Genomic DNA, 23,202 nt, shown 5'->3' with positions numbered 1-23,202 from the left:
ACACGATGGAGCCGGGGCGTGTCGTGGGGCAACCGCGGGGGCACCGAGCTTGAGGAAGCTTTGAGGAATCGTGACTAGGGTGGGTCCGTGCGGGTGCTGCTGGTCGAGGACGACGCGGTCCTCGGCGACGCCCTGCGACGCAGCCTCGTCCGCCAGGGATACCCGACCGACCTCGTGACCAGCGGGTCCGCGGCCATCGCCGCCGTCGCCGAGCGGGAGCCCGACGTCGTGCTGCTCGACATGGGCCTGCCCGACCGCGACGGCATCGGCGTCTGCCGGGAGATCCGGGAGCGGTCCCGGGTGCCGATCCTCGCCATCACCGGCCGCGGCGACGTCGCGGCGCGGGTGCAGGGACTGCGCTCGGGCGCCGACGACTACCTGGTCAAGCCGGTCTCCACCGACGAGCTGGTGGCCAGGATCGAGGCCGTCCTGCGTCGTGCCACCGGCGCGGCGGTGGCCGCGACGGTGAGCGTCGGCGACGTCGTCGTCGACCTCGACCGGCGGGCGGTGACCGCGGCCGGCACCGAGGTCGCGCTGACCCGCAAGGAGTTCGACCTGCTCGCCGCGCTCGCCCGCCGGGAGGGAGCGGTGCTGCCGCGCACCGAGCTGCTGGAACAGGTGTGGGGGACCGCCGACGCGTCCGCGGCACGCACGCTGGAGGCGCACGTGGCGTCGCTGCGGTCGAAGCTGGGGGCCCGCGACGTCGTGGTGACGGTCCGTGGAGTCGGGTACCGGCTGGCGCGTTAGCGTCCCGGCGTGCCCGCACGCAACCCGCCCCCGCCGCCCGGCCTCGTGATCGTCGACAAGAACCGGGGCCCGACCAGCCACGACGTCGTCGGGAAGCTCCGCCGGATCATGGGCACCCGCAAGGTCGGCCACGCCGGGACGCTGGACCCGATGGCGACCGGGGTGCTGGTCGTCGGCATCGAGCGGGCCACCAAGCTGCTCGGGCACCTGTCGCTCGACACCAAGGCCTACACCGCGACCGTGCGGCTCGGGCAGGGCACCGACACCGACGACGCCGAGGGCACGCCCGTCGGCGAGCCCGTCCCGGTCGGGGCCGACGACGACGCCGTCCGCGCCGCCATGGCCGCGCTGACCGGGGAGATCATGCAGGTCCCCAGCGCGGTGTCCGCGGTGAAGATCGACGGAAAGCGCGCCTACCAGCGGGTCCGCGACGGCGAGACCGTCGAGATCCCGGCCCGCCCGGTCACCGTGTCGGCGTTCGAGCTGCTCGCGGTGCGCCGTGACGGCCCGTGGTGCGACCTCGACGTCGCCGTCGACTGCTCCTCGGGCACCTATGTCCGCGCGCTCGCCCGCGACCTCGGCACTGCGCTGGGCTCCGCCGGGCACCTGACCGCGCTGCGGCGCACCCGGGTCGGACCCTTCACCCTGGAGCACGCGCGCACCGTCGAGCAGCTCGAAGAGGAACCCGGGCTGTCGCTGGACCTCGCCGCGGCCGTCGCGACGGCGTTCCCGCGGGTCGACCTCGACGCCTCGGCCGCCACCGACGTGCGGTTCGGCAAGTCACTGCCGGCGGCCGGGATCGCGGGCACCTACGGGGTGTTCGCCCCGGACGGCGCCGCGCTGGCCCTGATGGCCGACCGCGGTGCCGCCGCCCGCCCGGTCGTCGTGCTCGCGCCGGCCGGCTGACCCTGCGGGCCGAGCGCGGTCGCCCGCTGCGCGGGACCCGGCCCGGTTCGCCTAGGCTCGCGCCCGTGCAGCGGTGGCGTGGTCTGGAGGCGGTTCCGCCCGGCTGGGGCCGGTGCGTCGTGACCGTCGGCGTGTTCGACGGGGTGCACCGTGGACACCGGCAGCTGATCTCCCGCGCGGTGGAACGGGCGCACGAGCGCGGCCTGCCCGCCGTCGTCGTGACGTTCGACCCGCACCCGGCCGAGCTGATCCGGCCCGGCACCCACCCGGCGCGGCTGTCCACACTCGACCGGCGGGCCGAGCTCGTGGCCGAGGTGGGCGCGGACGTCTTCTGTGTCATCCCGTTCACCGAGGCGCTGTCCCGGATGCCGCCCGCCGGGTTCGCGCACGAGGTGCTGGTCGACCGGCTGCACGCGGCCGTCGTCGTGGTGGGCAGCAACTTCACCTTCGGCCACCGGGCCGAGGGTGACGTCGGGACCCTCGCCGAGCTGGGCCGTCGCTTCGGGTTCGCCTGCGAGGCGCTCGACCTGGTCTCCGACCACGACGTGACCTTCTCCTCCACCTACATCCGGTCCTGCATCGACGCCGGGGCCGTCCGCGACGCCGCGCACGCGCTGGGCCGCTGGCACCGGGTGGACGGCGTGATCGTGCACGGCCACAAACGTGGCCGTGACCTGGGCTACCCGACCGCGAACGTCGCCACCCCGCCGCACACCGCGATCCCCGCCGACGGCGTCTACGCGGGCTGGTTCCGCATCGGCGACCGTCGTCTGATGGGCGCGATCTCGGTGGGGACCAACCCGACGTTCTCCGGGCGGGTGCGCACCGTCGAGGTCTACGTCCTCGACGTCGACGAGAACTTCTACGGCCACGAGGTCAGCGTCGAGTTCGTCGAGCGGCTGCGCGGCCAGGAGCACTACGACGGCGTCGAGGCGCTCGTCGCGCAGATGGGCCGCGACGTGGAGACCTGCCGCGAGATCCTCACCGCGGCCGGCGACGCCACCGGACCCGACTGGGTGCCGGATTAGGTGAAAACCCCCTGCCGGGGCCGAACGACCGCGCCAAACCGCGTGGTCACCGAGGCTGGCAGGCATGGACGACCCCCGCACCGTGGACCCGGTGGCGCAGGAGATCGCGCGCAACCGCGACCGCCAGAGCGCGATCTACGGCGAGCCCCTCGACGAACGCATCCGCCGGCTCACGACCGGCCTCGGCATCACCCAGGCCCGCCTCGCCGCCGCGATCGGGCTGAGCCCGGCGATGCTGTCCCAGCTGGCGGGCGGGCGCCGGGTCAAGATCGGGGACCCTGCGGTGCTGGGCCGGATGACCGCGCTGGACCGGCGGCTCGCGCACGGTCCGGTGCCCGAGGCCGAACGCGAGGTGCTGCTGGCCAGGGTCCGGCAGGAGCCGACGCCGGGTGCACCGACCGGTGCCTGCCGCTGCGCCGGGCAGGCACCCACGACCGGGCCGGCGGTGCCGCAGCCGCGACGGGCCCCGGCCGAGCCGACCGCGGAGGACGCGCTGCGCGGGGTGAGTGCGCCGGCCCGGCTCGTCGCGGCGGCGGCCGAGCTGGCCGCGGCGTTCCCGGAGATCGCCGAGGTGCTGCGCCGGGCCGCCGCCGGACGGCGCTGAGCCCGGCTGCCGACCCCGGGTGCGGACGCGGTGGGGTGACCCGCATCGGTGGCCGCGGTGGTCCACCGGGTCCCGCCGCGTGCCGGGACACCGGAGCACACAACGCCGGGACACCGGACCACACACCGGGGTGACGCGGGTCGGCGGCGGTCGGCGCACCCGTCGCTGGTACCGTTTCACCTCGGGTCCGGCTGCAGTCCGTGGCGGCCGCGACCGACTTCCTGCCGTCCCGCCGGTTCACCCGGGTTTCGTCGGACGTCACGGCCCCACGGACCGTCTCAAGGATGAAGGAGTTGAGCAGTGGCACTGACCACCGCCGAGAAGAAGAGCACGCTCGAGCAGTACGGCACCCACGCCACCGACACCGGGTCCCCCGAGGCCCAGGTCGCGCTGCTGACGCAGCGCATCGTCGGCCTGACCGAGCACCTGAAGCAGCACAAGCACGACCACCACAGCCGGCGCGGCCTGCTGCTGCTGGTCGGTCGTCGTCGCCGGCTGCTCAAGTACCTGCGCGAGGTCGACGTCGCCCGCTACCGCGCGCTGATCGAGAAGCTGGGTCTGCGCCGCTGACCCGCCTGGGGCGACCCGGCACCGGTTCCCGGTGCCGGGTCGTTCCGTAACACCGAGCGACACAACTGAACAGAGCCCGCCACGCGAGGCGACCGGACATCCGCCGGTCCTCGGTAGTGGCCCCCGGAGCGCGACGCGCGGCCGGGGGCTTCGATCGAAGACCGGCCCAGCAGGGGATCGAGCCGGCGCCACGGTGGTGGGGGTAGACGAAGACCACTCCCAACGACGAGGAGAACACCCCCGTATGACTGACGTCATCTCCGAGGACGGCGTGCACGAGAGCACCGCCGTCATCGACAACGGCACCTACGGCACCCGCACCGTCCGGTTCGAGACCGGCCGGCTCGCGCGCCAGGCTGCCGGGTCCGTCGTCGCGTACCTCGACGACGAGACCATGCTGCTGTCCGCCACGACCGCCTCGAAGCGGCCGAAGGACCAGTTCGACTTCTTCCCGCTCACGGTGGACGTCGAGGAGCGGATGTACGCCGCGGGCCGGATCCCCGGCTCGTTCTTCCGCCGCGAGGGCCGCCCGGGCACCGACGCGATCCTGACCTGCCGCCTCATCGACCGCCCGCTGCGCCCGTCCTTCGTGGACGGTCTGCGCAACGAGATCCAGGTCGTCGTGACGGTCATGTCGCTCGACCCGAAGGACCCCTACGACGTCGTGGCGATCAACGCCGCGTCGGCGTCCACCCAGCTCGCCGGCCTGCCGTTCTCCGGCCCGGTCGGCGGCGTCCGCGTCGCGCTCATCGCGAACGAGGCGGGCACCGACACCCAGTGGGTCGCCTTCCCGACCCACGACCAGCTCGACCGCGCCGCGTTCGACATGGTCGTCGCGGGCCGCATCGTGGGCGACGACGTCGCGATCATGATGGTCGAGGCCGAGGCCACCGAGAACACGATCGAGCTGATCGCGGGCGGCGCCACCGCCCCGACCGAGGGCGTCGTGGCCGACGGCCTCGAGGCCGCGAAGCCCTTCATCCGCTCGCTGTGCATCGCCCAGCAGCAGCTGGCCGACGTCGCCGCCAAGCCGACCGGCGACTACCCGGTGTTCCCGGCCTACCAGCCGGACGCCTTCGAGGCCGTCTCCGAGGCCGTCGAGCAGGAGCTGGCGCAGGCGCTGACCATCGCCGGCAAGCAGGAGCGCGAGACCCGCACCGACGAGATCAAGGCGTCGGTGCTCGAGAAGCTCGGCGAGCGCTTCGTCGGCCGCGAGTCCGAGCTCGGCAACGCGTTCCGCGCGCTGAACAAGAAGCTGGTCCGCCGCCGGATCCTGACCGACCAGGTCCGGATCGACGGCCGCGGCCTGACCGACATCCGGCCGCTGTCGGCCGAGGTCGAGGTCGTCCCGCGGGCGCACGGCTCGGCGCTGTTCGAGCGCGGCGAGACCCAGATCATGGGTGTCACCACGCTGAACATGCTCCGCATGGAGCAGCAGATCGACCAGCTGGGGCCGGAGACGCGCAAGCGCTACCTGCACCACTACAACTTCCCGCCGTACTCGACCGGTGAGACCGGTCGCGTCGGCTCGCCGAAGCGCCGCGAGATCGGCCACGGCGCGCTCGCCGAGCGGGCCCTGATCCCGGTCCTGCCGAACCGCGAGGAGTTCCCCTACGCGATCCGCCAGGTCTCCGAGGCCCTCGGCTCGAACGGCTCGACCTCGATGGGCTCGGTCTGCGCGTCCACGATGTCGCTGCTCAACGCCGGTGTGCCGCTGAAGGCGCCGGTCGCGGGCATCGCGATGGGCCTGGTGTCCGACGAGGTCGACGGCCAGACGCGCTACGTCGCGCTGACCGACATCCTCGGCGCCGAGGACGCCTTCGGCGACATGGACTTCAAGGTCGCCGGCACCAAGGAGTTCGTCACGGCGCTGCAGCTGGACACCAAGCTGGACGGCATCCCGTCCGAGGTGCTCGCCGCCGCGCTGAACCAGGCCAAGGACGCCCGCCTGACCATCCTCGAGGTGATCGGCGAGGCCATCGACGGCCCGGACGAGATGAGCAAGTACGCGCCGCGGGTCACCGCGGTGAAGGTCCCGGTCGACAAGATCGGCGAGGTCATCGGCCCGAAGGGCAAGATGATCAACTCGATCACCGAGAAGACCGGCGCCGACATCTCGATCGAGGACGACGGCACGATCTACGTCGGTGCGAACGACGGCCCCTCCGCGGAGGAGGCGATCGGCATGATCAACGCGATCGCCAACCCGCAGCTGCCGAAGGTCGGCGAGCGCTTCCTGGGCACGGTGGTCAAGGCCGCCGCGTTCGGTGCCTTCGTCTCGCTGGTCCCCGGCAAGGACGGCCTGGTCCACATCTCGAAGCTCGGCAACGGGAAGCGGATCAGCAAGGTCGAGGACGTCGTCAAGGTCGGCGACAAGCTGCGCGTCGAGGTCACCGACATCGACAACCGCGGCAAGATCTCGCTGATCCCGGTGGTCGACGAGTCCGCGGTCGCGGAGGCGCCCGCCGAGGGCGTCGTCGACGCCGAGGCTCCGGCCGAGGCCGCCGCCAACCCGAGCTGAACTGTTGGCATCTGAGAACGACCACGCGACGGCGGCCCGGGACTCCTCCCGGGCCGCCGCCCGTGTGTCCCCGCTCCCCGACGCCGACTCCGGTGACACCGTCCGCCGCAGCGATCTGCTCGGCGGGGTGCGGCTGGTCACCGAGGCCGTGCCCGGGGTCCGCTCGGTGGCACTCGGCATCTGGATCGGGATCGGCTCGGTCGACGAGACACCCGAGCAGGCCGGCGCCGCGCACTTCCTGGAACACCTGCTGTTCAAGGGCACCCGGCGGCGCACCGCGGCGGGCATCGCCGAGGAGATGGACGCCGTCGGCGGTGAGCTGAACGCGTTCACCGCCAAGGAGCACACCTGCTACTACGCCCACGTCCTCGACACCGATGTGGCGCTCGCGGTGGACGTGCTGGCCGACGTCGTCACCGACGCCGAGCTGGCGCACACCGACGTCGAGCTGGAACGCGGCGTCGTGCTCGAGGAGATCTCGATGCGCGACGACGACCCGGAGGACCTGCTCGGCGACCTGTTCGACGAGACCCTGTTCGGCGACCACCCGCTGGGGCGCCCGGTGATCGGCTCCGAGGAGTCGGTCCGGGCGATGAGCCGCGACACCCTGCACAGCTTCTGGCGCGGGCAGTACACGGCGCCGCGGATGGTCGTCGCCGCGGCCGGGAACCTCGACCACTCCCACGTCGCCGAGCTCGTGGCCGCCGCCCTCGGCGCGGCCGCGCGGCACCACGAGGGGGCCCGTCCGGTGCCCCCGCGCAGCGCCACAGGTGTCCGCCCGGTCCGCACCGGTGCCCTCGGGCTGCTCGACGACGAGTCAGAGCAGGCCCACGTGATGCTCGGCGTGCCCACCGCGGGCCGCGCCGGCCGCGGCCTCCCGGTGCTCGCCGTCCTCAACTCCGCCCTCGGCGGGGGGCTGTCCTCGCGGCTGTTCCAGCAGGTCCGGGAGCAGCGCGGGCTGGCCTACCAGGTCTACTCCTCGACGGTGCGCTACGCCGACGCCGGCGCGCTGTCGGTGTACGCCGGATGCGCCCCCGAACGCCTCGGCGAGGTCGTCGCCGTGGTGCGCGACGTGCTCGGCGAGGTCGCGGCCGACGGACTGACCGAGGCCGAGGTCGTCCGTGCCCAGGGCGCCCTGCGCGGGGGACTGGTGCTGGGCTGCGAGGACACCGCGTCGCGGATGAACCGGCTCGGCCGCGCCGAGCTGGACCACGGGCGGCAGCGGTCGCTGGCCGACAGCCTCGCCCGCATCGACGCGGTCACCCCGGGCGAGGTCGCGGTGCTGGCCGCGGACCTGCTGGCCCAGCCGCTGACGGCGGCCGTCGTGGGGCCCTACGCCGACGTCGACGACCTCCCGGTCGCCCTGCGGGACCTGGCCTGACCCCACCCTTTCGGCCGCCTCGCCGGGCGGCTTCCTACGCACGAACGGGCCCCTCGTACGAACTTCCGTACGAGGGGCCCGTTTCGTGTGTCGAGGAGGCAGAGGCGGAGCCCCGGACCCGGTGCGGGTCCGGGGCTCCGTCGGTGTGGTGCGGGGTCGCTCAGGATCCGTTCTGCCAGCCGAGGGTCTCGGGCAGCGGGTTGAAGGCGAACAGGCTTGCGCCCCAGTTCGCGAGCCCGGGCTTGGTGGCCCAGATCGCGGGGCCCGAGTAGACCGGGAGCAGCCCGTACGTCGCGAATGCCTTCTTCTCCACCGCGTTCGCGGCGGCGTACTGCTCGTCGGCGGTCGGCAGGGTGTTGACCTTGCGCAGCTCCTCGTCGAGCGCGGCGGTGCCGGTGCCGGTGCCGGACTTGTTCAGCGTCGAGTCCGAGCAGTACTGCTGGCAGATGTAGGCGACGCCGTACGGGTCCGAGGACTTGAATCCGCTGAAGACCATGTCGAACTCCTTGTTCGCCATGACCTTCGAGAAGTCGGTCGAGGGTACGACGCGGACCTTGAGGTCGACGCCGATGTTCTTCAGCATGGCCACCATGGCACCCGAGGCCGCCCGCTTGGTGGGGGTGTCTCCGGTCTGTACGTAGGTGAAGGTCAGTGGCTGACCGCCCTTGGTCCGGACGCCGTCCGGGCCGGCGACCCAGCCCGCGGCGTCGAGGCCCTGTTTCGCGCGCTCCGGGTCGAAGGCGACCGCGGCGGCGAGGTTGTCCTCGTAGCCCTTCTGGTAGGGCTGCAGCACCAACGACCCACCGGGGTCCTCGGTGTAGTCGAGCCCCTGGAACGCGATCTTGGCGAGCTGGGTTCGGTCGATGGCGTCGAACACCGCCTTGCGGACCGCGGGGTCCTTGAGGACCGGGGTGGTGCTGTTGAGCGTCAGCAGGAAGTTGGCCGGGGTCCCGGAGATGCGGATGTCGGCGTTCGGCACGCTGCGGGCCTGGGCGAGCAGGTCGGCGGTTTCCGCCTCGGCGGCGTCGATCTGCCCGTTGCGGAAGGCGTTGACCTTCGCCTGCGTCTCCATCTGCACCAGGGTGATGCGGTCGAGCTTGCCCTTCTTGCCCCACCACTTCGGGTTGCGCTCGAAGGTGAGCGTCGAGTTCTGCTTGTCGAAGTTCGACAGGACGTACGGGCCGGCGCCCCACTCGGGATGCGGGTTGTTCAGGTAACCCTTGTTGAAGACGTCCGGGGTGGCCGCCTTCGGGTGCAGCAGGTTGTTGAAGAGGCCCTGCCACCACGGGTTGGGCCCGTTGAAGGCGACGACGGCCTGCTTGTCGTCGGCACCGCGGGTCACCGAGGTGATCCGGTCGTAGCCGTCGGTGGAGTTCGGGATGAAGGCGCTGTCCTTGCCGTTGTTGGCCTTCCAGGTCGACTCGAAGGCCCGCCAGTCGATCGGCGTGCCGTCGTTGAAGACGGCCTTCGGGTTGATCGTGTAGGTGACGGTGGTCTTCCCGCCGTTGTCGACGGCGTCGGCCTTGGTCACGTAGTCCGGGTTGATCACCGGCTCACCGGTGGGGGTGAAGGTGATGACCATGGGGTTGTAGAAGCCCCAGGCCAGACGGGTGTCCGTCGTCATGTCGCCCTGGAACTGGTTGAACTGCGGGTTCAGGTCCGAGCGGAACGGCAGGGTGACCTGGCCGCCGTCCTTGACGTTCTCGTAGGGCTGGGCGTTGTACGACGGCGTCGTCGACAGCGACTCGGCCGTCTGCGCGGGCCCGCCGGAGCCACCTCCGCCACAGCCCGCCAGCACCAGGGCCAGCGCCGCGACGGCGGCGGTGGTCGCCCCGCGTCGGATGGGTCTGCGCATGTCTCTCCTTCGTTCGGTTCCCCGGTCGGGGTTGAGGTGGGTCAGCGGAAGTGGCAGGCGTTGCGGTGGTCGGAGTCTGCGTCGCTCGCGCCGTCCTTGACCAGGAGCTCGGGGGTCTCGCCGGCACAGCGCGAGCGCTCGTGCTCGGACAGCGTCCGGGCCAGCGGGCAGCGGCCCAGGAACGCGCAGCCCGGCGCGTCGTCGGTCGGGCTGGGCAGGTCCCCGGAGAGCACCACCCGCTGCCGGGTCCGTTCGACCTGCGGGTCCGGCACCGGGATCGCCGACAGCAGCGCCTGGGTGTAAGGGTGCTGCGGGTTGCCGAACACGTCGGCGACCGCGCCGGACTCCACGATCCGGCCCAGGTACATGACCGCGACCCGGTCCGCGACGTGCCGCACCACCGACAGGTCGTGCGCGACGAACAGGTAGCTCAGCCCCAGCTCGCGCTGCAGTGCGGTGAGCAGGTTCAGCACCCCGGCCTGCACCGAGACGTCGAGGGCGGACACCGGCTCGTCGAGCACCAGCAGCGACGGCTTCGTCGCCAGCGCGCGGGCGATCCCGATGCGCTGGCGCTGCCCGCCGGAGAACGCCGCCGGGAACCGGTCGACGTGCTCCGGGTCCAGACCGACCAGCGCCATCAGCTCGTCGACCCGGGTGGCGACCCGGTCCCGGTCGGTCCAGCCGGCCGCCCGCAGCGGTTCGGTGAGGATGTCGCCGACCGTCATGCGCGGGTCGAGCGCGCCCATCGGGTCCTGGAACACGATCTGGATCTCGCGACGCAGCGCGGCGATGTCGCTGCGGCCGCGCAGCGTGGCGACGTCGGTTCCGGCGATCTCGATCGTCCCGCTCTCCGGCGGGAGCAGGTTCATGATCTCCAGCAGCGTCGTGGTCTTGCCGCAGCCGGACTCGCCGACCAGGCCGAGGGTCTCACCGCGGCGGATGTCGAGGTCCACGTCGGCGACGGCGTGCACCGTGCCGACCCGGCGTCGCACCAGGGACCCCTTCATCAGGGGGAACGTCCTGCGCAGGTGGCTCACCGACAGCACCGCGGGACGGGTCTCGCGGTCGCCGGCGCGGTCGTCGTCGAGGAGGAGGTCCGGAACGGCGAACACGGGCTCGCCGTCGATCGCACCGTCGACGATCTCGCCGGTCCGCACGCAGGCGGCGGCGTGGCCGTCGCGACCCGGGACGGGCCGAAGCGGCGGCTCGGCGGTGCGGCAGGCGTCGACGGCGACCGGGCAGCGCGGCGCGAACGGGCAGCCCGTCGGCAGGTCGGTCGGTGCGGGCGGGCTGCCGGGCACCGGGACCAGCGGGCGCCGCTCGACGCTGTCGACGCGGGGGACCGCGCCGAGCAGACCGATCGTGTACGGCATCCGCGGCGCGGCGAACAGCTCGTCCACCGGGGCCGTCTCGACCGGGCGCCCGGCGTACATGACGAGCACGTCGTCGGCGACCCCGGCGACCACTCCCAGGTCGTGGGTGATCATGACGACGGCGGCGCCGGTCTCGTCACGCGCCACCTTCAGCACGTCGAGGATCTGTGCCTGCACGGTGACGTCCAGGGCGGTCGTCGGCTCGTCGGCGATGATCACCGACGGGTCGTTCGCGATCGCCATCGCGATCATCACGCGCTGACGCATGCCGCCCGAGAACTCGTGCGGGAAGGCGCGCACGCGTCGTCGAGGATCGGGGATGCCGACCAGGTCGAGCAGCTCGACCGCACGTTCGCGGGCCTTCGCGCGGCCGATGTCGCGGTGGATCTGCATGGCCTCGACGAGCTGGTCGCCGACGGTGAAGATCGGTGTCAGCGAGGACAGCGGGTCCTGGAAGACCATCCCGATGTCGTTGCCGCGGATCCCGGACAGCTCCTCGTCGGACAGTCCGACCAGCTCGCGGCCGGCCAGGGTGATCGAGCCCGTCACCGACGCCGTCTCGGGCAGCAGGCCCATCACGGCCAGCGAGGTCACCGACTTGCCGGATCCGGACTCGCCGACGATGCCGAGCGTGCGCCCGGGCAACAGGTCGAAGTCGACGCCGCGGACGGCCGCCACCCGGCCGGCCTCGGAGGGGAACGCGACGGTCAGGTCGCGCACGGACAGCACGGGGGCGTTCATGCGCTGCCTCCGGCCCGGGACGTCGGGTCGAGGGCGTCGCGCAGGCCGTCGCCGACGAACGCGAGCGACGCGGTCAGCAGCACCAGCAGCACCGACGGCACGATGAAGATCCACGGCGCGGTCGCCATCGACGAGCCGCCGTCGGCGAGCATCGTGCCCAGCGAGACGTCGGGGATCTGCACGCCGAACCCGATGAACGACAGCGCGGTCTCGCTCTGCACGGTGCTCGCCACGTTCAGGGTGAAGGTGACGATGAGCAGCGAGCCGATGTTCGGGATGAGGTGGCGGAAGACGATCCCCGGCCCGGACACCCCCATGAAGCGGGCGGCCGAGACGTACTCGCGTTCGCGCAGCGTCGTCGCGACGGTCCAGACCACGCGGGCGGTGGTCATCCAGCCCAGCAGGGTCAGGGCGACGATCAGGATCCGGTAGTCGCCCGACCCCCACTGGGAGGCCAGCGCCAGGATCAGGAACGACGGCACCACCATCAGGAAGTGGACGACCGTGAGCAGGACGCGCTCGCCGCGCCGGGCCCAGGTCCGCCCGCCGCCCAGGTAGGCCGCGCCCGCCCCGACCACCGCGGCGATCAGGGTGGTCAGCAGCGAGACCGTGACGGCGATGGTCAGTGAGCGCTGCAGGCCGTGCACGGCCTGGGCGTAGACGTCGTTACCGCCGGCCGTGGTGCCCAGCGGGTGGTCCAGCGACGGCGCCGCGGTCAGCGCCGCGAAGTCGACGTCGGTGTGGTCGTAGGGGGAGAGGAACCCGCCGACCAGGGAGAACAGCACCAGCAGACCGAAGACGACCAGACCTGCCATCGCGGGCCAGTTGCGCCGGTAGCGACGCCAGACCAGCGCGGCGCGGGCACCCCGGCGACGACGGGGTGCGCCCGGCCCCGGGGCGCCGTCGGCACCGTCGGAGACGGTGGGGGCGAGCTCGGGCATGTTCAGGCTCATGTCAGCCCACCCGCACCCTCGGGTCGAGGGCGACGACCGCGATGTCGGCGAGCATGGCGCCGACCGCCGTCGTCACCGCGCCGAACGCCGCCGTGGCGACGACGCCGTGGATGTCGTTGGTCGAGATGGTGCGGATGAAGTAGTCGCCCATGCCCTGCCAGGCGAAGGTCTTCTCGGTGATCACCGCACCGGTGAACAGCGCCGGGATCGCGAACGCCACCTGAGTCGCCACCGGGATCATCGAGCTGCGCAGCCCGTGACGCCGGATGGCCTGCCTGCGGGTCAGCCCCTTGGCCCGGGCGGTCCGCACGTAGTCGGAGTTGACCACGTCGAGCAGCATCGAGCGCTGCAGCAGGTGGTAACCCGCGTAGGAGATGATCAGCAGCGAGATCGTCGGCAGTACGAGGTGCTGGGCCCGGTCGACCAGCAGCGGCCAGAACCCGGTGACCCCGGGCGACTCGGACCCCGCGACGTAGAAGAGCGTCCCGCCGACACCCTGGTTGATCGCGATGGCGACGAACACGACCGCCAGCGCCGCGACCGCCGACGGGATGTTCAGGGTGAACACCGAGGTCAGCTGGGCGGCGCGGTCACCGAGCCGGTACTGGCGCTGGGCCGAGTAGACCCCGAGCGCCACCCCGATCACGATCGACAGCAGCAGCGAGAAGAACACCAGCTGCCCGGACACCACGACGCGGAACGCCACCTGCGCGTTCACCGGGTCGCCGATCGGGCTGGTGCCCCAGTCCCAGCGGGTCACGATCCCGGTGATCCAGATCCACCACCGCTCCAGGACCGGGACGTTCGAGTCCAGGTTGTACTGGCCCAGCGACCGGGCGATCTCCGCGTCGGTGCGCGGCGGTCGCAGCTGCAGGTAGTTGACCCGGGGGTCGAGGAAGGAGTTCGCGAGGAAGTAGACCAGGTTGGTCGCGACGACGATCATCGCGAGCCACCCGGCGCCCCTGCGCAGGAGGTACCGGAGCACGCTGCTCTTCTCTGTTCGTCCGCGGTGCGGTGGTGACCGGCAGCGCGCGGGTGGTGGGACGACCGCAGGTGAGCGGGTGTCACTGTTTCGGGTGACATCGAGGCTGGCACGCCAGTACCAGAAGTTGGTAGTCCCGGCTCACAGCGTTTACCCACTCGTGATGATGACACCCTCCCGGCACCGCGGGTTCGTCCGAGGGAACCGCCGGACCTGCTGGCAGGCTGGGCGCCATGACCGCCCTCGCCGTCGTCGCCGGCCTGATGATGCTCGTCGGACTGGCCGGGATCGTGCTGCCGGTCCTGCCCGGGCCGCTGCTGATCGTCGGCGGGGTCGCGGTCTGGGCGGTCCCGCGCGGCGATGCGGTCGGCTGGTGGGTGCTCGGCATCGCGGTGCTCGTCACCGTCGCCGGCCAGGTCGCGAAGTACCTGCTCCCGGGACGCCGGCTCAAGGCCGCCGGGGTCCCGACCCGCACCCTGTTCGCCGGGCTCGTGCTGGGCGTCGTCGGGTTCTTCGTCGTGCCGGTGGTCGGGCTGTTCCTCGGGTTCGTGCTCGGGGTCTGGCTGGCCGAGCTGGCCCGTCTGCCCGACGCCGCCACCGCCTGGCGCTCGGCACGCGAGGCGCTCACCGCCGTCGGCTGGAGCATCCTGATCGAGCTCGCCGCGGGGCTGGTCACGGTCGCGGTGTGGATCGGCGGCCTCGTCGTAGGGTGAGTCCTTCGGCGTGGACTGCCCGCTCGGCATGCCCGGATATCGTCAATTCGCATCATGTCCGACGTTCGGGGGGGGGAGCGAACACTACGAGGGCGAAGACGCGAATCCCAGGACGAGGAGCAGCTCTCATGCCTGATGCTCACAAGAACTCCGTCGCCGAATACGTCAATCGACTCGTGACCGACGAGGCCTATGCGGAGGACATGCGCACCACCTTGAACAAGGTCGTGAGCGGCACGGCCACCACCGACGACCTGCGGCGCAAGATGGCGCTCGATCCGGCCGGACTCGGGAACCTCACCCAGGCGGCCGGGAATGAAGCCGAGTTCTCGACGACCGTCACGACGGCGACGACGTGCACGCTGACCAGCCCGACGACCGTGACGACCGCAACGCTGACGACGTTGACCGCGGTGCAGGAGGCGTAACGGGCGTGCACCTCGCTGACGACTGGCTGCGGGAGTCGTCGCGGACCTTCCCGTGCGAGCGGGGCGAGTGGCGATTCACCTCGCCGCCCGAGGACGCGGATCTTCCCCATGCCGGGTGGAAGATCCATGTCTCGGCCACGGTCATGACGGTGCCCGTGATCCTCGATCGGGTCGCGCAGATCGTGCGGGAGTACGGCGTCCTCGCGAAATGTCCGCGGACCCTCGCTGGAGTGGCCCGGCTGAACCAGGGAATAGGACCGACGTACTCTCAGATCGGCAAGATCTTCACCGTTTATCCGTCCTCCGACGAGGAGTTCGTCGCACTCGGGGACGCACTCGTCGCAGCCACCGAGGACTGCGATCATTGGCCCGCGGTCCCCTTCGAGAAGCAGCTGGCCGCGGGTCGTCCGGTCTTCTACCGGTACGGCGTCGTCGACCCCTCGGTCGACACGACGCTCGGGGCGTGCCACCTGAGGGGCCCCGACGGGCAGGTCGTGCCCGACCGTCGTTCCGACACGGAGCCTCCGGCGTGGGTGCGGGACCCGGTTGTGTGGCGGGCCCGGACGGTGCACCGACAGGAGGCGATGTCGTTCGTCGGGCTCCGGGCCGTCAGCCAGCGGGGTAAGGGCGGCGTCTACCTCGCGGTGGATCGCAATGCCGGTCGGCGCCACCTGTGCATCGCCAAGGAGGGGCGCAGGCACGGTGAGACCGACTTCGACGGTGTCGACGGCCGTCGACGGGGCCTCGACGAGGCGGATGCGCTCACGGCTCTGCGCGGACTGGGCTGCATGCCGGTCCTGACCGGCGTCGAGACCGCAGGTGGGCACGTCTACCTGAAGATGGAGCCGATCGCGGGTGTGGACGTCGCGCAGATGGTCCACGGACACGTTCCGGCACACACACTGCGTGCCATCGTGCTGCGCCTCGCCGAGTCCGTGCGGTCGGTACACACCCACGGCTGGATCTGGAACGACTGCAAGCCGGCCAACATCGTGGTCGGATCCCGGGGGCGGGTGCACCTTCTCGACTTCGAGGGCGCCTGTCCCATTGAGGTGTTCTCAGTAGCGGGTTGATCATGTCGTGCGGTCGTACTCGGTGTGGAGTAGTACGAGCGCAGCTGCGGTGATCGCGCCGGTGCGCCAGGGACATAGCGTGACTCGCCGCAACGCGGCGAAGGTGGTCTTGAGCAGGGCGTTTCCGCGTTCGGCCAGAGCACGAAGGGCTGAGTGCAGGGTGTTGACGGTGCGCTGGTTGACCGTCTGCCCGCGGCCGGGGGCGAGTTTGATGGGCACGGTGAGCCGGTCGGCTTCGCCTTCGTAGCCGAGGTCGCCCAGCGCGGCGTGGGTGTCGTCGGTGAACGCGGCCAGGCCCTCGAGCAGCCCGGGGTGGGTACGGGCGCAGCGGGTGTCGTGCTCGCGGCCCGGCCGCACGTCGCTGGTCCATAGCGGCCATCCATCAGGTGCGGTGAGGACCTGGATGTTCCCGCCGTGGCGGCGGTGCTTGCCCGACCACCACAGGTCGACCCCGGGGGTGAGGCCGAGCGCGCGGCACCGGTCGGTGGCGATCAGGGTGCCGTCGAGATTCACGTGGGTGTGCCCGGCTGTGCGGGCGGCGAGCAGGGCTCCGTGCAGGCCGGGTGCGGCCGCGGCGAGGACGTCGATGCCTTCGTGCAGGTAACGGTAGGCCGTTGCAGTGCTGATCGCGTTGTCACCGGCCGAACATCGGACCCGGGTAGCATCACAGAACCAGCGGATCACCAGCACTGCCTGGGCGAACGGGGTCAACGCCCGCCGCCGGGTGCCACGTCGACGGCGTTGAAGGACCAGGAGCCGCGCCAGATAGGCCACGGTGCGCTCCCCGATCGGGAGGACAGCGGTGTAGGTGACAGGATCAGACATGCAGGACCTCGGTGACGGTGTCGATCTGTGCTGGACCGAACCGATCTACCGGGGTCCTGCCCCGTTCCCGCTCATCTCACCACCCTCGGCGTGTCGCCACGACCTGCCACCCCGCTACTGAGAACACCTCATTGCGTCGCCGAGGCTCTCCGGCTATGCCTCGCCGGGCTACGAGCCGCCTCGTCCGCACGGCCGGGAACCGACCGCCGTGGAGGACGACGTGTTCGCCCTCGGCGTCGTCCTGCACGAGCTCTACGACGGCCGGTTGGTACCGGGGGCCCACGGGGCTGCGTTGGTGGGGCGAGCGTGGCGGGCCTCGGCGGACCTGCAACGGCTGCTCCAGGCCATGCGGGACCGTCGGCGATGGCGGCGTCCACACCTGGTCGAGGTGATCGATCGCGTCCGCCGCGACCCGCTCCCGGCCTGCTGACGGCCGTGCGCCCGCCCGTGCCCGTGAGCACGGATCGGGCGCCCCCGGGGCGGTGTGGGACCGGCTCCGTGGCACCCCGGCTCCGCTGCCTAGACTCCCGACGGTCGGTGGGATCGGACGGAGTGAGGAGCGCGGGTGAGCGAGACGATCAAGGTGGCGGTCCTCGGCGCGAAGGGCCGGATGGGCAGCGAGGTGTGCCGGGCGGTCGAGGCCGCCGAGGACACCGAGCTGGTCGCCGCGCTGGACGCGGGCGACGACCTGTCCGCCCTCGACGGCGCCGACGTCGCCGTCGACTTCACCCACCCCGGCGCCGCGATCGCCAACATCCGCGAGTGCCTGGCGCGCGGGGTCGCCCCGGTCGTCGGGACCAGCGGCTTCGACGCCGCCAAGTTCGACGAGGTCCGCGCGATCCTCGACGAGCACGGCTCGGGCAGCGTGCTCGTCGCCCCGAACTTCGGGGTCGGCGCGGTGCTGATGATGCACTTCGCGGCGCAGGCCGCCCGCTTCTTCGACTCCGCCGAGGTCATCGAGCTGCACCACGCCGGCAAGGTCGACGCCCCGTCCGGCACCGCCGCGCGGACCGCGTCGGTGATCGGCGCGGCGCGGCGCGAGGCCGGTCTCGGCGAGGTTCCCGACGCCACCACCGACGACCCGCACGGCGCCCGTGGCGCGGTCGTCGAGGGCATCCACGTGCACGCGGTCCGGATGCCCGGGCTGATCGCGCACCAGGAGGTCGTCCTCGGCACCGACGGTGAGGTGTTCACCCTGCGCCACGACTCGATGAACCGGACCAGCTTCATGCCGGGCGTGCTGCTCGCGGTGAGTGCCGTACGCGAGCGCCCGGGGCTGACGATCGGGCTGGAGCCGCTGCTCGGGCTCGGATGAGTCCTCAGTCGACCAGGTGCAGGTCCAGCGTCCCGGCGTGGCGGACCTCGCGCAGCGTCGAGGATCCGGTGTCCAGCGTGCGCACCGCGCCGTCGGGCGCCCAGCCGGCGCGGCTGTAGAAGTTCCGTGAGGCGGTGTCGGCCTCGGGCACCCAGGTGCGCCCGGTGTCCGAGCCGGACGCCCGCAGCGCGGCCGCCACGGCGGCGAGCAGCCGCCCGCCGTGCCCGCGCCTGCCCCAGCGCGGCTCCACCAGCAGCGTGCTGACCTCGGCGATCGCCAGACCGTCGGCCCCGGCGTAGCGGGCGGCGGCGGCGAACCCGACGGTCTCGTCCCCCTCGACGGCGACGAACAGGTGGTAGCCGTCGCCGGCGTGCACGGCGTCGCTCCAGTGCGAGCGCGCGGCGTCCGAGGTGAGTCCCGCGAACGCCTCCTCGGGCAGCAGCCCGGCGTAGGCGGTGCGCCAGGTGCGGTCCTGGATCGCCATGATCGCGCCCACGTCGTCGTCGGTGGCGGGGCGGACGGTCGCGGTGGCCATGGGTCATGCCTACCGTGCGACCCCGCGGGCCACGTCACCGCCCGGGTCCACAGCGGGTCCACAGGGCGGTGCGATCCGGGGCCCATGTCCGGTTCCTACCGTCGTTCTCGTTCCGCACGACAGTCCCGCACGACGACGCACCGGAGGACCCGCCATGCCGCGCTACCAGGGCCGTGCCCTGCCCCGCCCCGCCGACGAGGTCGTCGACCAGGGTCTCGGGTTCGACCTCGGCACCCTGCTCAGCAGGCGCCGCATGCTGGCCGTGCTCGGCGTCGGCGCCGTCACCGCCGGGCTCGCGGCCTGCGGCACCGCGGCCCCGTCGGCGACGACCGCGACCTCGACCGGCGAGATCCCGGACGAGACGGCGGGCCCGTACCCCGGCGACGGCTCCAACGGCGCGAACGTGCTCACCGAGTCCGGGGTGGTGCGCAGCGACATCCGGTCGAGCTTCGGCACCGGCTCGGCGACCGCGGCCGGAGTGCCGATGACCCTGGAGCTCACGATCACCGACATGGCCGCCGCCGGCATGGCCGGTGCCGCGGTCTACGTCTGGCACTGCGACCGGGAAGGCCGGTACTCCCTGTACTCCGAGGGGCTGGAGGCCGAGAACTACCTGCGGGGGGTCCAGGTCGCCGGCAGCGACGGGGCGGTGCGCTTCACCAGCATCGTCCCGGCCTGCTATGACGGCCGCTGGCCGCACATCCACTTCGAGGTGTACCCCGCGCAGGCCGACATCACCGACGCCGGCAACGCGGTCGCCACCTCCCAGGTGGCCCTCCCGCAGGACGTGTGCGCCGCCGTCTACGCCACCGCCGGCTACGAGCAGTCGGTCACCAACCTGGCGAAGGTCTCGCTCGCCTCCGACAACGTCTTCGGCGACGACGGCGGGGCCCTGCAGCTCGCCACGGTCACCGGCGACCCGACCTCGGGCTACACGGTCGCGCTGACCGCAGCCGTCGACGTCACCACCCAGCCGGACGCGGGAGCCGCCCCGGGCGGTGGCCGGCCGGGTGCCGGTGGCCCCCCGCCCGGCAGCTGACCGGCCGGAGGTCACCCGACGCCGTGCCGGATCCTGTCGGTGCCCCGTGGCAGCATCCCGGCCGTGCGCACGATCTCCGCCGACGTCGCCCGTCGGACCTTCCTCGCGGCCCAGGGCTTCACCGATCCACGGCCGTCCGGGCCGGTCACCCGCCGCCACCTCGGCCGGGTGCTCGACCGGGTGAAGCTGCTCCAGCTCGACTCGGTCAACATCGCGGTGCGCGCGCACTACATGCCGCTGTTCAGCAGGCTCGGTGCCTACCCCACCGCCCTCCTCGACGACGCGGCCTGGTCACCGAGCGCGCGGCGACCGCGCCTGCTGGCGGAGACCTGGGCGCACGAGGCGAGTCTGGTCCCGGTCCAGGACATGCCGCTGCTCTCCCACGAGGCGCTGCCGCGGCGCTGGTGGAAGCACTACGGCCCGCTGCTGGAGAAGCACCCGTCCCTGGCGGGGGACATCCTCGACGTGGTGGCGGAGTCCGGGCCGCTGGGCGCCGGTGCGATCGAGAAGGCGCTCGCTCCGCACGGGCGGGCCGGTGAGGTGCGCCCGCGCCCGCCGGGGGCAACCTGGTGGGAGCGGTCGGAGGTCAAGCGGTTCTGCGAGTACCTGTTCGCCGTCGGCGAGCTGGCGGTCGGCACGCGTGTGCACTTCGAGCGCCGCTACGACCTGCCCTCGCGGGTGCTGCCGCCGGAGATCCTCGCGCTGCCCGCCCCCGACCCGGCCGACGCGGCGCGTGAGCTCGTCGCGCGGTCCGCCTCCGCACTGGGGGTCGGTACCGAGACCGACCTGCGCGACTACTACCGGCTCGGCCCGGAACGCACCCGCACCGCGATCGCCGAGCTGGTCGACGCGGGTGCCCTGGAGCCGGTGGGCGTGCGCGGCTGGGACCGGCCCGCCTACCGCGACCCGGCCGCCCGGGTGCCGCGCACGGTGATCGGGCGGGCGCTGCTGTGTCCGTTCGACCCGCTGGTCTGGGAGCGTGGCCGGACCGAGCGGATCTTCGGATTCCGCTACCGCATCGAGATCTACGTGCCGGAGCCGAAGCGGGAGTACGGCTACTACGTCTTCCCGTTCCTGCTCGACGGCGAGCTCGTCGGCCGGGTCGACCTCAAGGCCGACCGGGCGGCCGGCGTGCTGCGGGTGCCCGGGGCGTTCGCCGAGCCCGGGGCGACCGCCCCGCGCCCGCGGATCGCCGCCGAGCTGGCCGGTGAGCTCGCGACGATGGCGGGCTGGCTCGGGCTCGACGGCGTCGCCGTGGGGGAGCGGGGCGACCTGGCCGCGCAGCTGCGTGCCGAGGTCGCCGCCCGCTGACGGCTCAGGCGGGGTCGAGACGGAACACCGCGATCGCGTCCAGGTGCTCGGCGACCTGCTCCTCGGTGGCGTCGGCCGGTACCGGGAACGCCGCCAGGGCCCACGGCACGTCGAGCGCCCGCAGGTAGCCGACGACGGCCGCCGCGGCCTCGGCGCGGTCGGGCTCCACCGCCCGGTGCGGCTCGTCGCCCGCGGCGGAGCGGATCGCGCACTCCGGCGTCGCCCGCAGGTTGCGCACCCAGTCCCGCCCACCGGTGGGGGAGACCAGGTAGGTGGCACCGTCGTGCCCGACGACGCCGATCGGGGTGTCGCGCGGCTCCCCGCTGCGCCGCCCGCGGGTGCGCAGCACACGCAGTGCGTAGCCGCCGTCCGGGACGGGGGCCGGAGGCATCTGCAGGACCCGGGCGGTCATGGAGGCGTTCGTCGCGGCGATCTCGGTGCGGTCCACGGCGCCGATCCTACGCCGGTATCTCGCTCACCGATCATCTCGACGAGCGAGATACCGAGTGTGGGTCAGACCGCCACGGAGGCGCGGGTCACCAGGACGTCACCGCTGCCGGTGCGCCCGGACAGCCGCACCGCCGGCGCCGTCGGCGGGGCGTCGTGGCGGACGTCGAGCTCGGAGCGGGCACGGCCCGACCCGGTCGACAGGTCCAGCTCGGCGGCGACACCGGAGTGCACCCCGACCCGGACCGACCCCGACCCGGTGCCGAGGCGGACGTCACCGGACACCGCATCGGCGACGACCACGTCCCCCGACCCCGAGCGCACCTCCAGGTCCGCCGTGGGCTCGCCGACACGGATGTCGCCGCTGCCCGTTCGGATGCGCGACGCGCCGCCGAGCGATCCGGCCTCGACCCCGCCGGAGCCGGCACGCAGGTGGGCCCGGCCGGAGCACGTGCCCAGGTCGATCGACCCCGCACCGGTGGTGACGTCGGCGTCGCCGTGCACCTCGGCGAGCCGGGCCGCACCGGACCCGGTCCGCACCGCGGCCCAGGACGCGCGGCCGGTCAGCTCGACCGAGGCCGCGCCGGTCCGTACCGCGGGCCGCGACCCGGCGGGCGCGGAGATGGTCACCACCAGCGGCACCGCGCCGAGGGCGGCGTCGTCCGGACCGCGCACCACCAGGCGTCGCGTCTCCGCCGACCACTCGACGGTGACGGCGTCGACGGCGTCGGCCGAGGGATCGCCGGTGGCCTCCCAGGGGGCACCGACGATCGGGTCGAACCCGCGCCCGGACCAGCCCGCCCCGGCCTGGGGGACGCCGGCGCGGCCGGTCATCGAGCTGCCGATCCAGTCCAGCAGCCCACCGAGGCCGCCGGACCAGGGCGCGGCGCTGCGGTCGGCGGTGATCTCCGCGCGCACCTCGTCGGCTCCCTCGACCAGGTCGATCCGGACCCGGCCTGCGCCGGTCGTCACCTCGATCTCGGCGGCACCGGCGCAGTCGAACCGCTCGCTGCGGGAGGGCGTGCCGGTGCCGGCGTCCCCGGTGCCCGCACCGCCGGGGGCCGTGTCGCCGGTCGACGAGTGGCCGGTCGGCGGGTGGCCGGCGTCGCCGTTGCTCGCACCGGTGGCGCCGGCGCCGGTGCCGTCGGTGTGGGCGCCGCCGTCGTGCGTGGCGTCAGCGCCGGCGTCGTCCGGCTCGACGGGGCCGGTCTGCTCGTCGCTCATCCCTGCACCCATCCCTTCAGGCTGCGCCCGTCGCGGTGCGGTCGGCCGGTGCGCCCCTCCGCGCCGGCCAGCGCCCCCTGGACGGCCTGGGACACCCAGGTGTTGAGCGAGACGCCCTGCGACTGGGCGGCCCGCTCGGCCTGGGCCTTGATCTGCTCGACGATGCGCAGGGTGACCCGGCTGATGTCACCGGCGTCGCCGGAGAACGGCGAGCCGCCGGTCGCCGGGCCTCCGGAGGAGGTCGGACCACCGGAGGCGGCGGTGCCGCCGAACGGGAAGCCGCCGAAAGGGGACGTCCCCTCGCCCGCCGGGGTGGGGTCCGGGGTGGGTGCGTGTCCGGGCTCCGGGTCGCCGCCGGACACCGACACGCGCACCTCCCGGCCGTGCAGGCGGACCTCGACAGAACGGTCGCCGAGCGCGGCGGTCGCCTCCGAGGCCAGGTCCGACAGTGCGTTCATGATCGCGAGCCGGGCTGCGGGCTCGATCGCGGAGCCGAGCAGTGCCGCGGTGCGGCGGGTCTGCTCGTCGCCCGCGGCCGCCGCGGCGGCGAGGTCGTCGCGCAGCTGCGCGACGTACGGCGTGAGGTCCATGACACCACTATGGCGTCACTGATGACATCACGCCACCGGTT

General features: G+C 72.9%; 23 protein-coding genes. 14 read left to right on the top strand and 9 right to left on the bottom strand.

Features of this window, described 5'->3' with window-relative positions:
- Window positions 1-87: 87 nt before the first annotated feature.
- From Ae505Ps2_RS25605 to Ae505Ps2_RS25575, 7 genes are all read left to right on the top strand, one after another.
- Window positions 88-747, top strand: a complete 660-nt coding sequence (locus tag Ae505Ps2_RS25605; RefSeq protein WP_075307535.1) for a response regulator transcription factor — start codon at window positions 88-90, stop codon at window positions 745-747.
- Window positions 748-756: 9 nt separating this feature from the next.
- Entirely contained in the window at window positions 757-1,653 is an 897-nt protein-coding gene (gene truB / locus Ae505Ps2_RS25600; RefSeq protein ID WP_075554060.1) for a tRNA pseudouridine(55) synthase TruB, read from the top strand.
- Window positions 1,654-1,718: 65 nt separating this feature from the next.
- Window positions 1,719-2,681, top strand: coding sequence for a bifunctional riboflavin kinase/FAD synthetase (locus Ae505Ps2_RS25595; RefSeq protein ID WP_075333133.1), 963 nt, complete (start codon window positions 1,719-1,721; stop codon window positions 2,679-2,681).
- A 64-nt stretch (window positions 2,682-2,745) separates the two neighbouring features.
- Window positions 2,746-3,285 (top strand): helix-turn-helix domain-containing protein, encoded by a 540-nt coding sequence (locus tag Ae505Ps2_RS25590; protein WP_083695722.1) that lies wholly within the window; start codon window positions 2,746-2,748, stop codon window positions 3,283-3,285.
- Window positions 3,286-3,585: 300 nt separating this feature from the next.
- Complete coding sequence (gene rpsO, locus Ae505Ps2_RS25585) at window positions 3,586-3,855, top strand: 30S ribosomal protein S15 (protein ID WP_020621572.1); 270 nt, start codon at window positions 3,586-3,588, stop codon at window positions 3,853-3,855.
- 244 nt (window positions 3,856-4,099) lie between these two features.
- Window positions 4,100-6,376, top strand: a complete 2,277-nt coding sequence (locus tag Ae505Ps2_RS25580; RefSeq protein ID WP_075307529.1) for a polyribonucleotide nucleotidyltransferase — start codon at window positions 4,100-4,102, stop codon at window positions 6,374-6,376.
- 4 nt (window positions 6,377-6,380) lie between these two features.
- Window positions 6,381-7,757 (top strand): pitrilysin family protein, encoded by a 1,377-nt coding sequence (locus tag Ae505Ps2_RS25575; protein ID WP_349289840.1) that lies wholly within the window; start codon window positions 6,381-6,383, stop codon window positions 7,755-7,757.
- Window positions 7,758-7,917: 160 nt separating this feature from the next.
- On the opposite strand, the gene Ae505Ps2_RS25570 is transcribed toward Ae505Ps2_RS25575, so the two are convergent.
- The 4 genes from Ae505Ps2_RS25570 to Ae505Ps2_RS25555 are packed head-to-tail and all read right to left on the bottom strand — an operon-like array spanning window position 7,918 to window position 13,664.
- On the bottom strand, window positions 7,918-9,612 hold the full coding sequence (locus tag Ae505Ps2_RS25570; protein WP_075554058.1) for an ABC transporter family substrate-binding protein: 1,695 nt from the start codon (window positions 9,610-9,612) through the stop codon (window positions 7,918-7,920).
- 41 nt (window positions 9,613-9,653) lie between these two features.
- A complete protein-coding gene (locus tag Ae505Ps2_RS25565) occupies window positions 9,654-11,726 on the bottom strand; it encodes an ABC transporter ATP-binding protein (protein ID WP_075307523.1) in 2,073 nt (690 codons plus the stop codon).
- A complete protein-coding gene (locus tag Ae505Ps2_RS25560) occupies window positions 11,723-12,679 on the bottom strand; it encodes an ABC transporter permease (RefSeq protein WP_075554057.1) in 957 nt (318 codons plus the stop codon). The genes Ae505Ps2_RS25565 and Ae505Ps2_RS25560 overlap by 4 nt, the downstream gene beginning before the upstream one ends.
- A gap of 1 nt (window position 12,680) precedes the next feature.
- Window positions 12,681-13,664: an ABC transporter permease gene (locus Ae505Ps2_RS25555; RefSeq protein WP_020627872.1), complete on the bottom strand. Its 984-nt coding sequence runs from the start codon at window positions 13,662-13,664 to the stop codon at window positions 12,681-12,683.
- Between the two features lie 230 nt (window positions 13,665-13,894).
- Between Ae505Ps2_RS25555 and Ae505Ps2_RS25550 the strand changes: the two genes are divergently transcribed.
- The 3 genes from Ae505Ps2_RS25550 (at window position 13,895) to Ae505Ps2_RS25540 (ending at window position 15,875) form a co-directional block, all read left to right on the top strand.
- Window positions 13,895-14,374 carry a DUF456 domain-containing protein gene (locus Ae505Ps2_RS25550; RefSeq protein ID WP_020627871.1) on the top strand — a complete coding sequence of 160 codons (480 nt, stop codon included), beginning with the start codon at window positions 13,895-13,897 and terminating at the stop codon, window positions 14,372-14,374.
- Between the two features lie 128 nt (window positions 14,375-14,502).
- On the top strand, window positions 14,503-14,802 hold the full coding sequence (locus Ae505Ps2_RS25545; RefSeq protein WP_139320213.1) for a hypothetical protein: 300 nt from the start codon (window positions 14,503-14,505) through the stop codon (window positions 14,800-14,802).
- A 5-nt stretch (window positions 14,803-14,807) separates the two neighbouring features.
- Window positions 14,808-15,875 carry a hypothetical protein gene (locus tag Ae505Ps2_RS25540; RefSeq protein ID WP_075307519.1) on the top strand — a complete coding sequence of 356 codons (1,068 nt, stop codon included), beginning with the start codon at window positions 14,808-14,810 and terminating at the stop codon, window positions 15,873-15,875.
- Here Ae505Ps2_RS25540 and Ae505Ps2_RS25535 read toward each other — a convergent pair whose 3' ends face one another.
- Complete coding sequence (locus Ae505Ps2_RS25535; RefSeq protein WP_075553319.1) at window positions 15,876-16,700, bottom strand: transposase family protein; 825 nt, start codon at window positions 16,698-16,700, stop codon at window positions 15,876-15,878.
- Window positions 16,701-16,908: 208 nt separating this feature from the next.
- Between Ae505Ps2_RS25535 and Ae505Ps2_RS25530 the strand changes: the two genes are divergently transcribed.
- Together Ae505Ps2_RS25530 and dapB are read left to right on the top strand one after the other, a co-directional pair.
- Complete coding sequence (locus tag Ae505Ps2_RS25530; protein WP_075554056.1) at window positions 16,909-17,130, top strand: hypothetical protein; 222 nt, start codon at window positions 16,909-16,911, stop codon at window positions 17,128-17,130.
- 135 nt (window positions 17,131-17,265) lie between these two features.
- Window positions 17,266-18,015 carry a 4-hydroxy-tetrahydrodipicolinate reductase gene (dapB, locus tag Ae505Ps2_RS25525; protein WP_075311238.1) on the top strand — a complete coding sequence of 250 codons (750 nt, stop codon included), beginning with the start codon at window positions 17,266-17,268 and terminating at the stop codon, window positions 18,013-18,015.
- 4 nt (window positions 18,016-18,019) lie between these two features.
- Here dapB and Ae505Ps2_RS25520 read toward each other — a convergent pair whose 3' ends face one another.
- Window positions 18,020-18,550, bottom strand: a complete 531-nt coding sequence (locus Ae505Ps2_RS25520) for a GNAT family N-acetyltransferase (RefSeq protein WP_075333137.1) — start codon at window positions 18,548-18,550, stop codon at window positions 18,020-18,022.
- Window positions 18,551-18,704: 154 nt separating this feature from the next.
- Between Ae505Ps2_RS25520 and Ae505Ps2_RS25515 the strand changes: the two genes are divergently transcribed.
- Window positions 18,705-19,589, top strand: a complete 885-nt coding sequence (locus Ae505Ps2_RS25515; protein ID WP_075311242.1) for a 3,4-dioxygenase subunit beta — start codon at window positions 18,705-18,707, stop codon at window positions 19,587-19,589.
- Window positions 19,590-19,652: 63 nt separating this feature from the next.
- Window positions 19,653-20,900 carry a crosslink repair DNA glycosylase YcaQ family protein gene (locus Ae505Ps2_RS25510; RefSeq protein WP_075554317.1) on the top strand — a complete coding sequence of 416 codons (1,248 nt, stop codon included), beginning with the start codon at window positions 19,653-19,655 and terminating at the stop codon, window positions 20,898-20,900.
- A gap of 4 nt (window positions 20,901-20,904) precedes the next feature.
- Here Ae505Ps2_RS25510 and Ae505Ps2_RS25505 read toward each other — a convergent pair whose 3' ends face one another.
- The 3 genes from Ae505Ps2_RS25505 to Ae505Ps2_RS25495 all read right to left on the bottom strand — a co-directional run bounded on the left by Ae505Ps2_RS25505 (window position 20,905) and on the right by Ae505Ps2_RS25495 (window position 23,161).
- Window positions 20,905-21,348: a nitroreductase family deazaflavin-dependent oxidoreductase gene (locus Ae505Ps2_RS25505; protein WP_139318968.1), complete on the bottom strand. Its 444-nt coding sequence runs from the start codon at window positions 21,346-21,348 to the stop codon at window positions 20,905-20,907.
- A 65-nt stretch (window positions 21,349-21,413) separates the two neighbouring features.
- On the bottom strand, window positions 21,414-22,571 hold the full coding sequence (locus Ae505Ps2_RS25500) for a hypothetical protein (protein WP_084786434.1): 1,158 nt from the start codon (window positions 22,569-22,571) through the stop codon (window positions 21,414-21,416).
- Entirely contained in the window at window positions 22,568-23,161 is a 594-nt protein-coding gene (locus tag Ae505Ps2_RS25495; RefSeq protein WP_075311244.1) for a toxin-antitoxin system HicB family antitoxin, read from the bottom strand. The genes Ae505Ps2_RS25500 and Ae505Ps2_RS25495 overlap by 4 nt, the downstream gene beginning before the upstream one ends.
- Window positions 23,162-23,202 lie beyond the last annotated feature (41 nt).

This window comes from Pseudonocardia sp. Ae505_Ps2 (genome assembly GCF_001932425.1).
Classification (GTDB): domain Bacteria; phylum Actinomycetota; class Actinomycetes; order Mycobacteriales; family Pseudonocardiaceae; genus Pseudonocardia.
Note: the sequence above shows the minus strand (reverse complement) of the source record. Positions and strands in the feature narration are given on the sequence as shown.

What these genes read in the sequence shown, in the direction of transcription:
- Ae505Ps2_RS25495 (WP_075311244.1), bottom strand. Translation starts at nt 23,161, where the DNA reads ATGGACCTCACGCCGTACGTCGCGCAGCTGCGCGACGACCTCGCCGCC.
- Ae505Ps2_RS25500 (WP_084786434.1), bottom strand. Translation starts at nt 22,571, where the DNA reads ATGAGCGACGAGCAGACCGGCCCCGTCGAGCCGGACGACGCCGGCGCT.
- Ae505Ps2_RS25560 (WP_075554057.1), bottom strand. Translation starts at nt 12,679, where the DNA reads ATGAGCCTGAACATGCCCGAGCTCGCCCCCACCGTCTCCGACGGTGCC.
- Ae505Ps2_RS25520 (WP_075333137.1), bottom strand. Translation starts at nt 18,550, where the DNA reads ATGGCCACCGCGACCGTCCGCCCCGCCACCGACGACGACGTGGGCGCG.
- Ae505Ps2_RS25535 (WP_075553319.1), bottom strand. Translation starts at nt 16,700, where the DNA reads ATGTCTGATCCTGTCACCTACACCGCTGTCCTCCCGATCGGGGAGCGC.
- Ae505Ps2_RS25570 (WP_075554058.1), bottom strand. Translation starts at nt 9,612, where the DNA reads ATGCGCAGACCCATCCGACGCGGGGCGACCACCGCCGCCGTCGCGGCG.
- Ae505Ps2_RS25515 (WP_075311242.1), top strand. Translation starts at nt 18,705, where the DNA reads ATGCCGCGCTACCAGGGCCGTGCCCTGCCCCGCCCCGCCGACGAGGTC.
- Ae505Ps2_RS25580 (WP_075307529.1), top strand. Translation starts at nt 4,100, where the DNA reads ATGACTGACGTCATCTCCGAGGACGGCGTGCACGAGAGCACCGCCGTC.
- Ae505Ps2_RS25550 (WP_020627871.1), top strand. Translation starts at nt 13,895, where the DNA reads ATGACCGCCCTCGCCGTCGTCGCCGGCCTGATGATGCTCGTCGGACTG.
- Ae505Ps2_RS25565 (WP_075307523.1), bottom strand. Translation starts at nt 11,726, where the DNA reads ATGAACGCCCCCGTGCTGTCCGTGCGCGACCTGACCGTCGCGTTCCCC.
- Ae505Ps2_RS25590 (WP_083695722.1), top strand. Translation starts at nt 2,746, where the DNA reads ATGGACGACCCCCGCACCGTGGACCCGGTGGCGCAGGAGATCGCGCGC.
- Ae505Ps2_RS25545 (WP_139320213.1), top strand. Translation starts at nt 14,503, where the DNA reads ATGCCTGATGCTCACAAGAACTCCGTCGCCGAATACGTCAATCGACTC.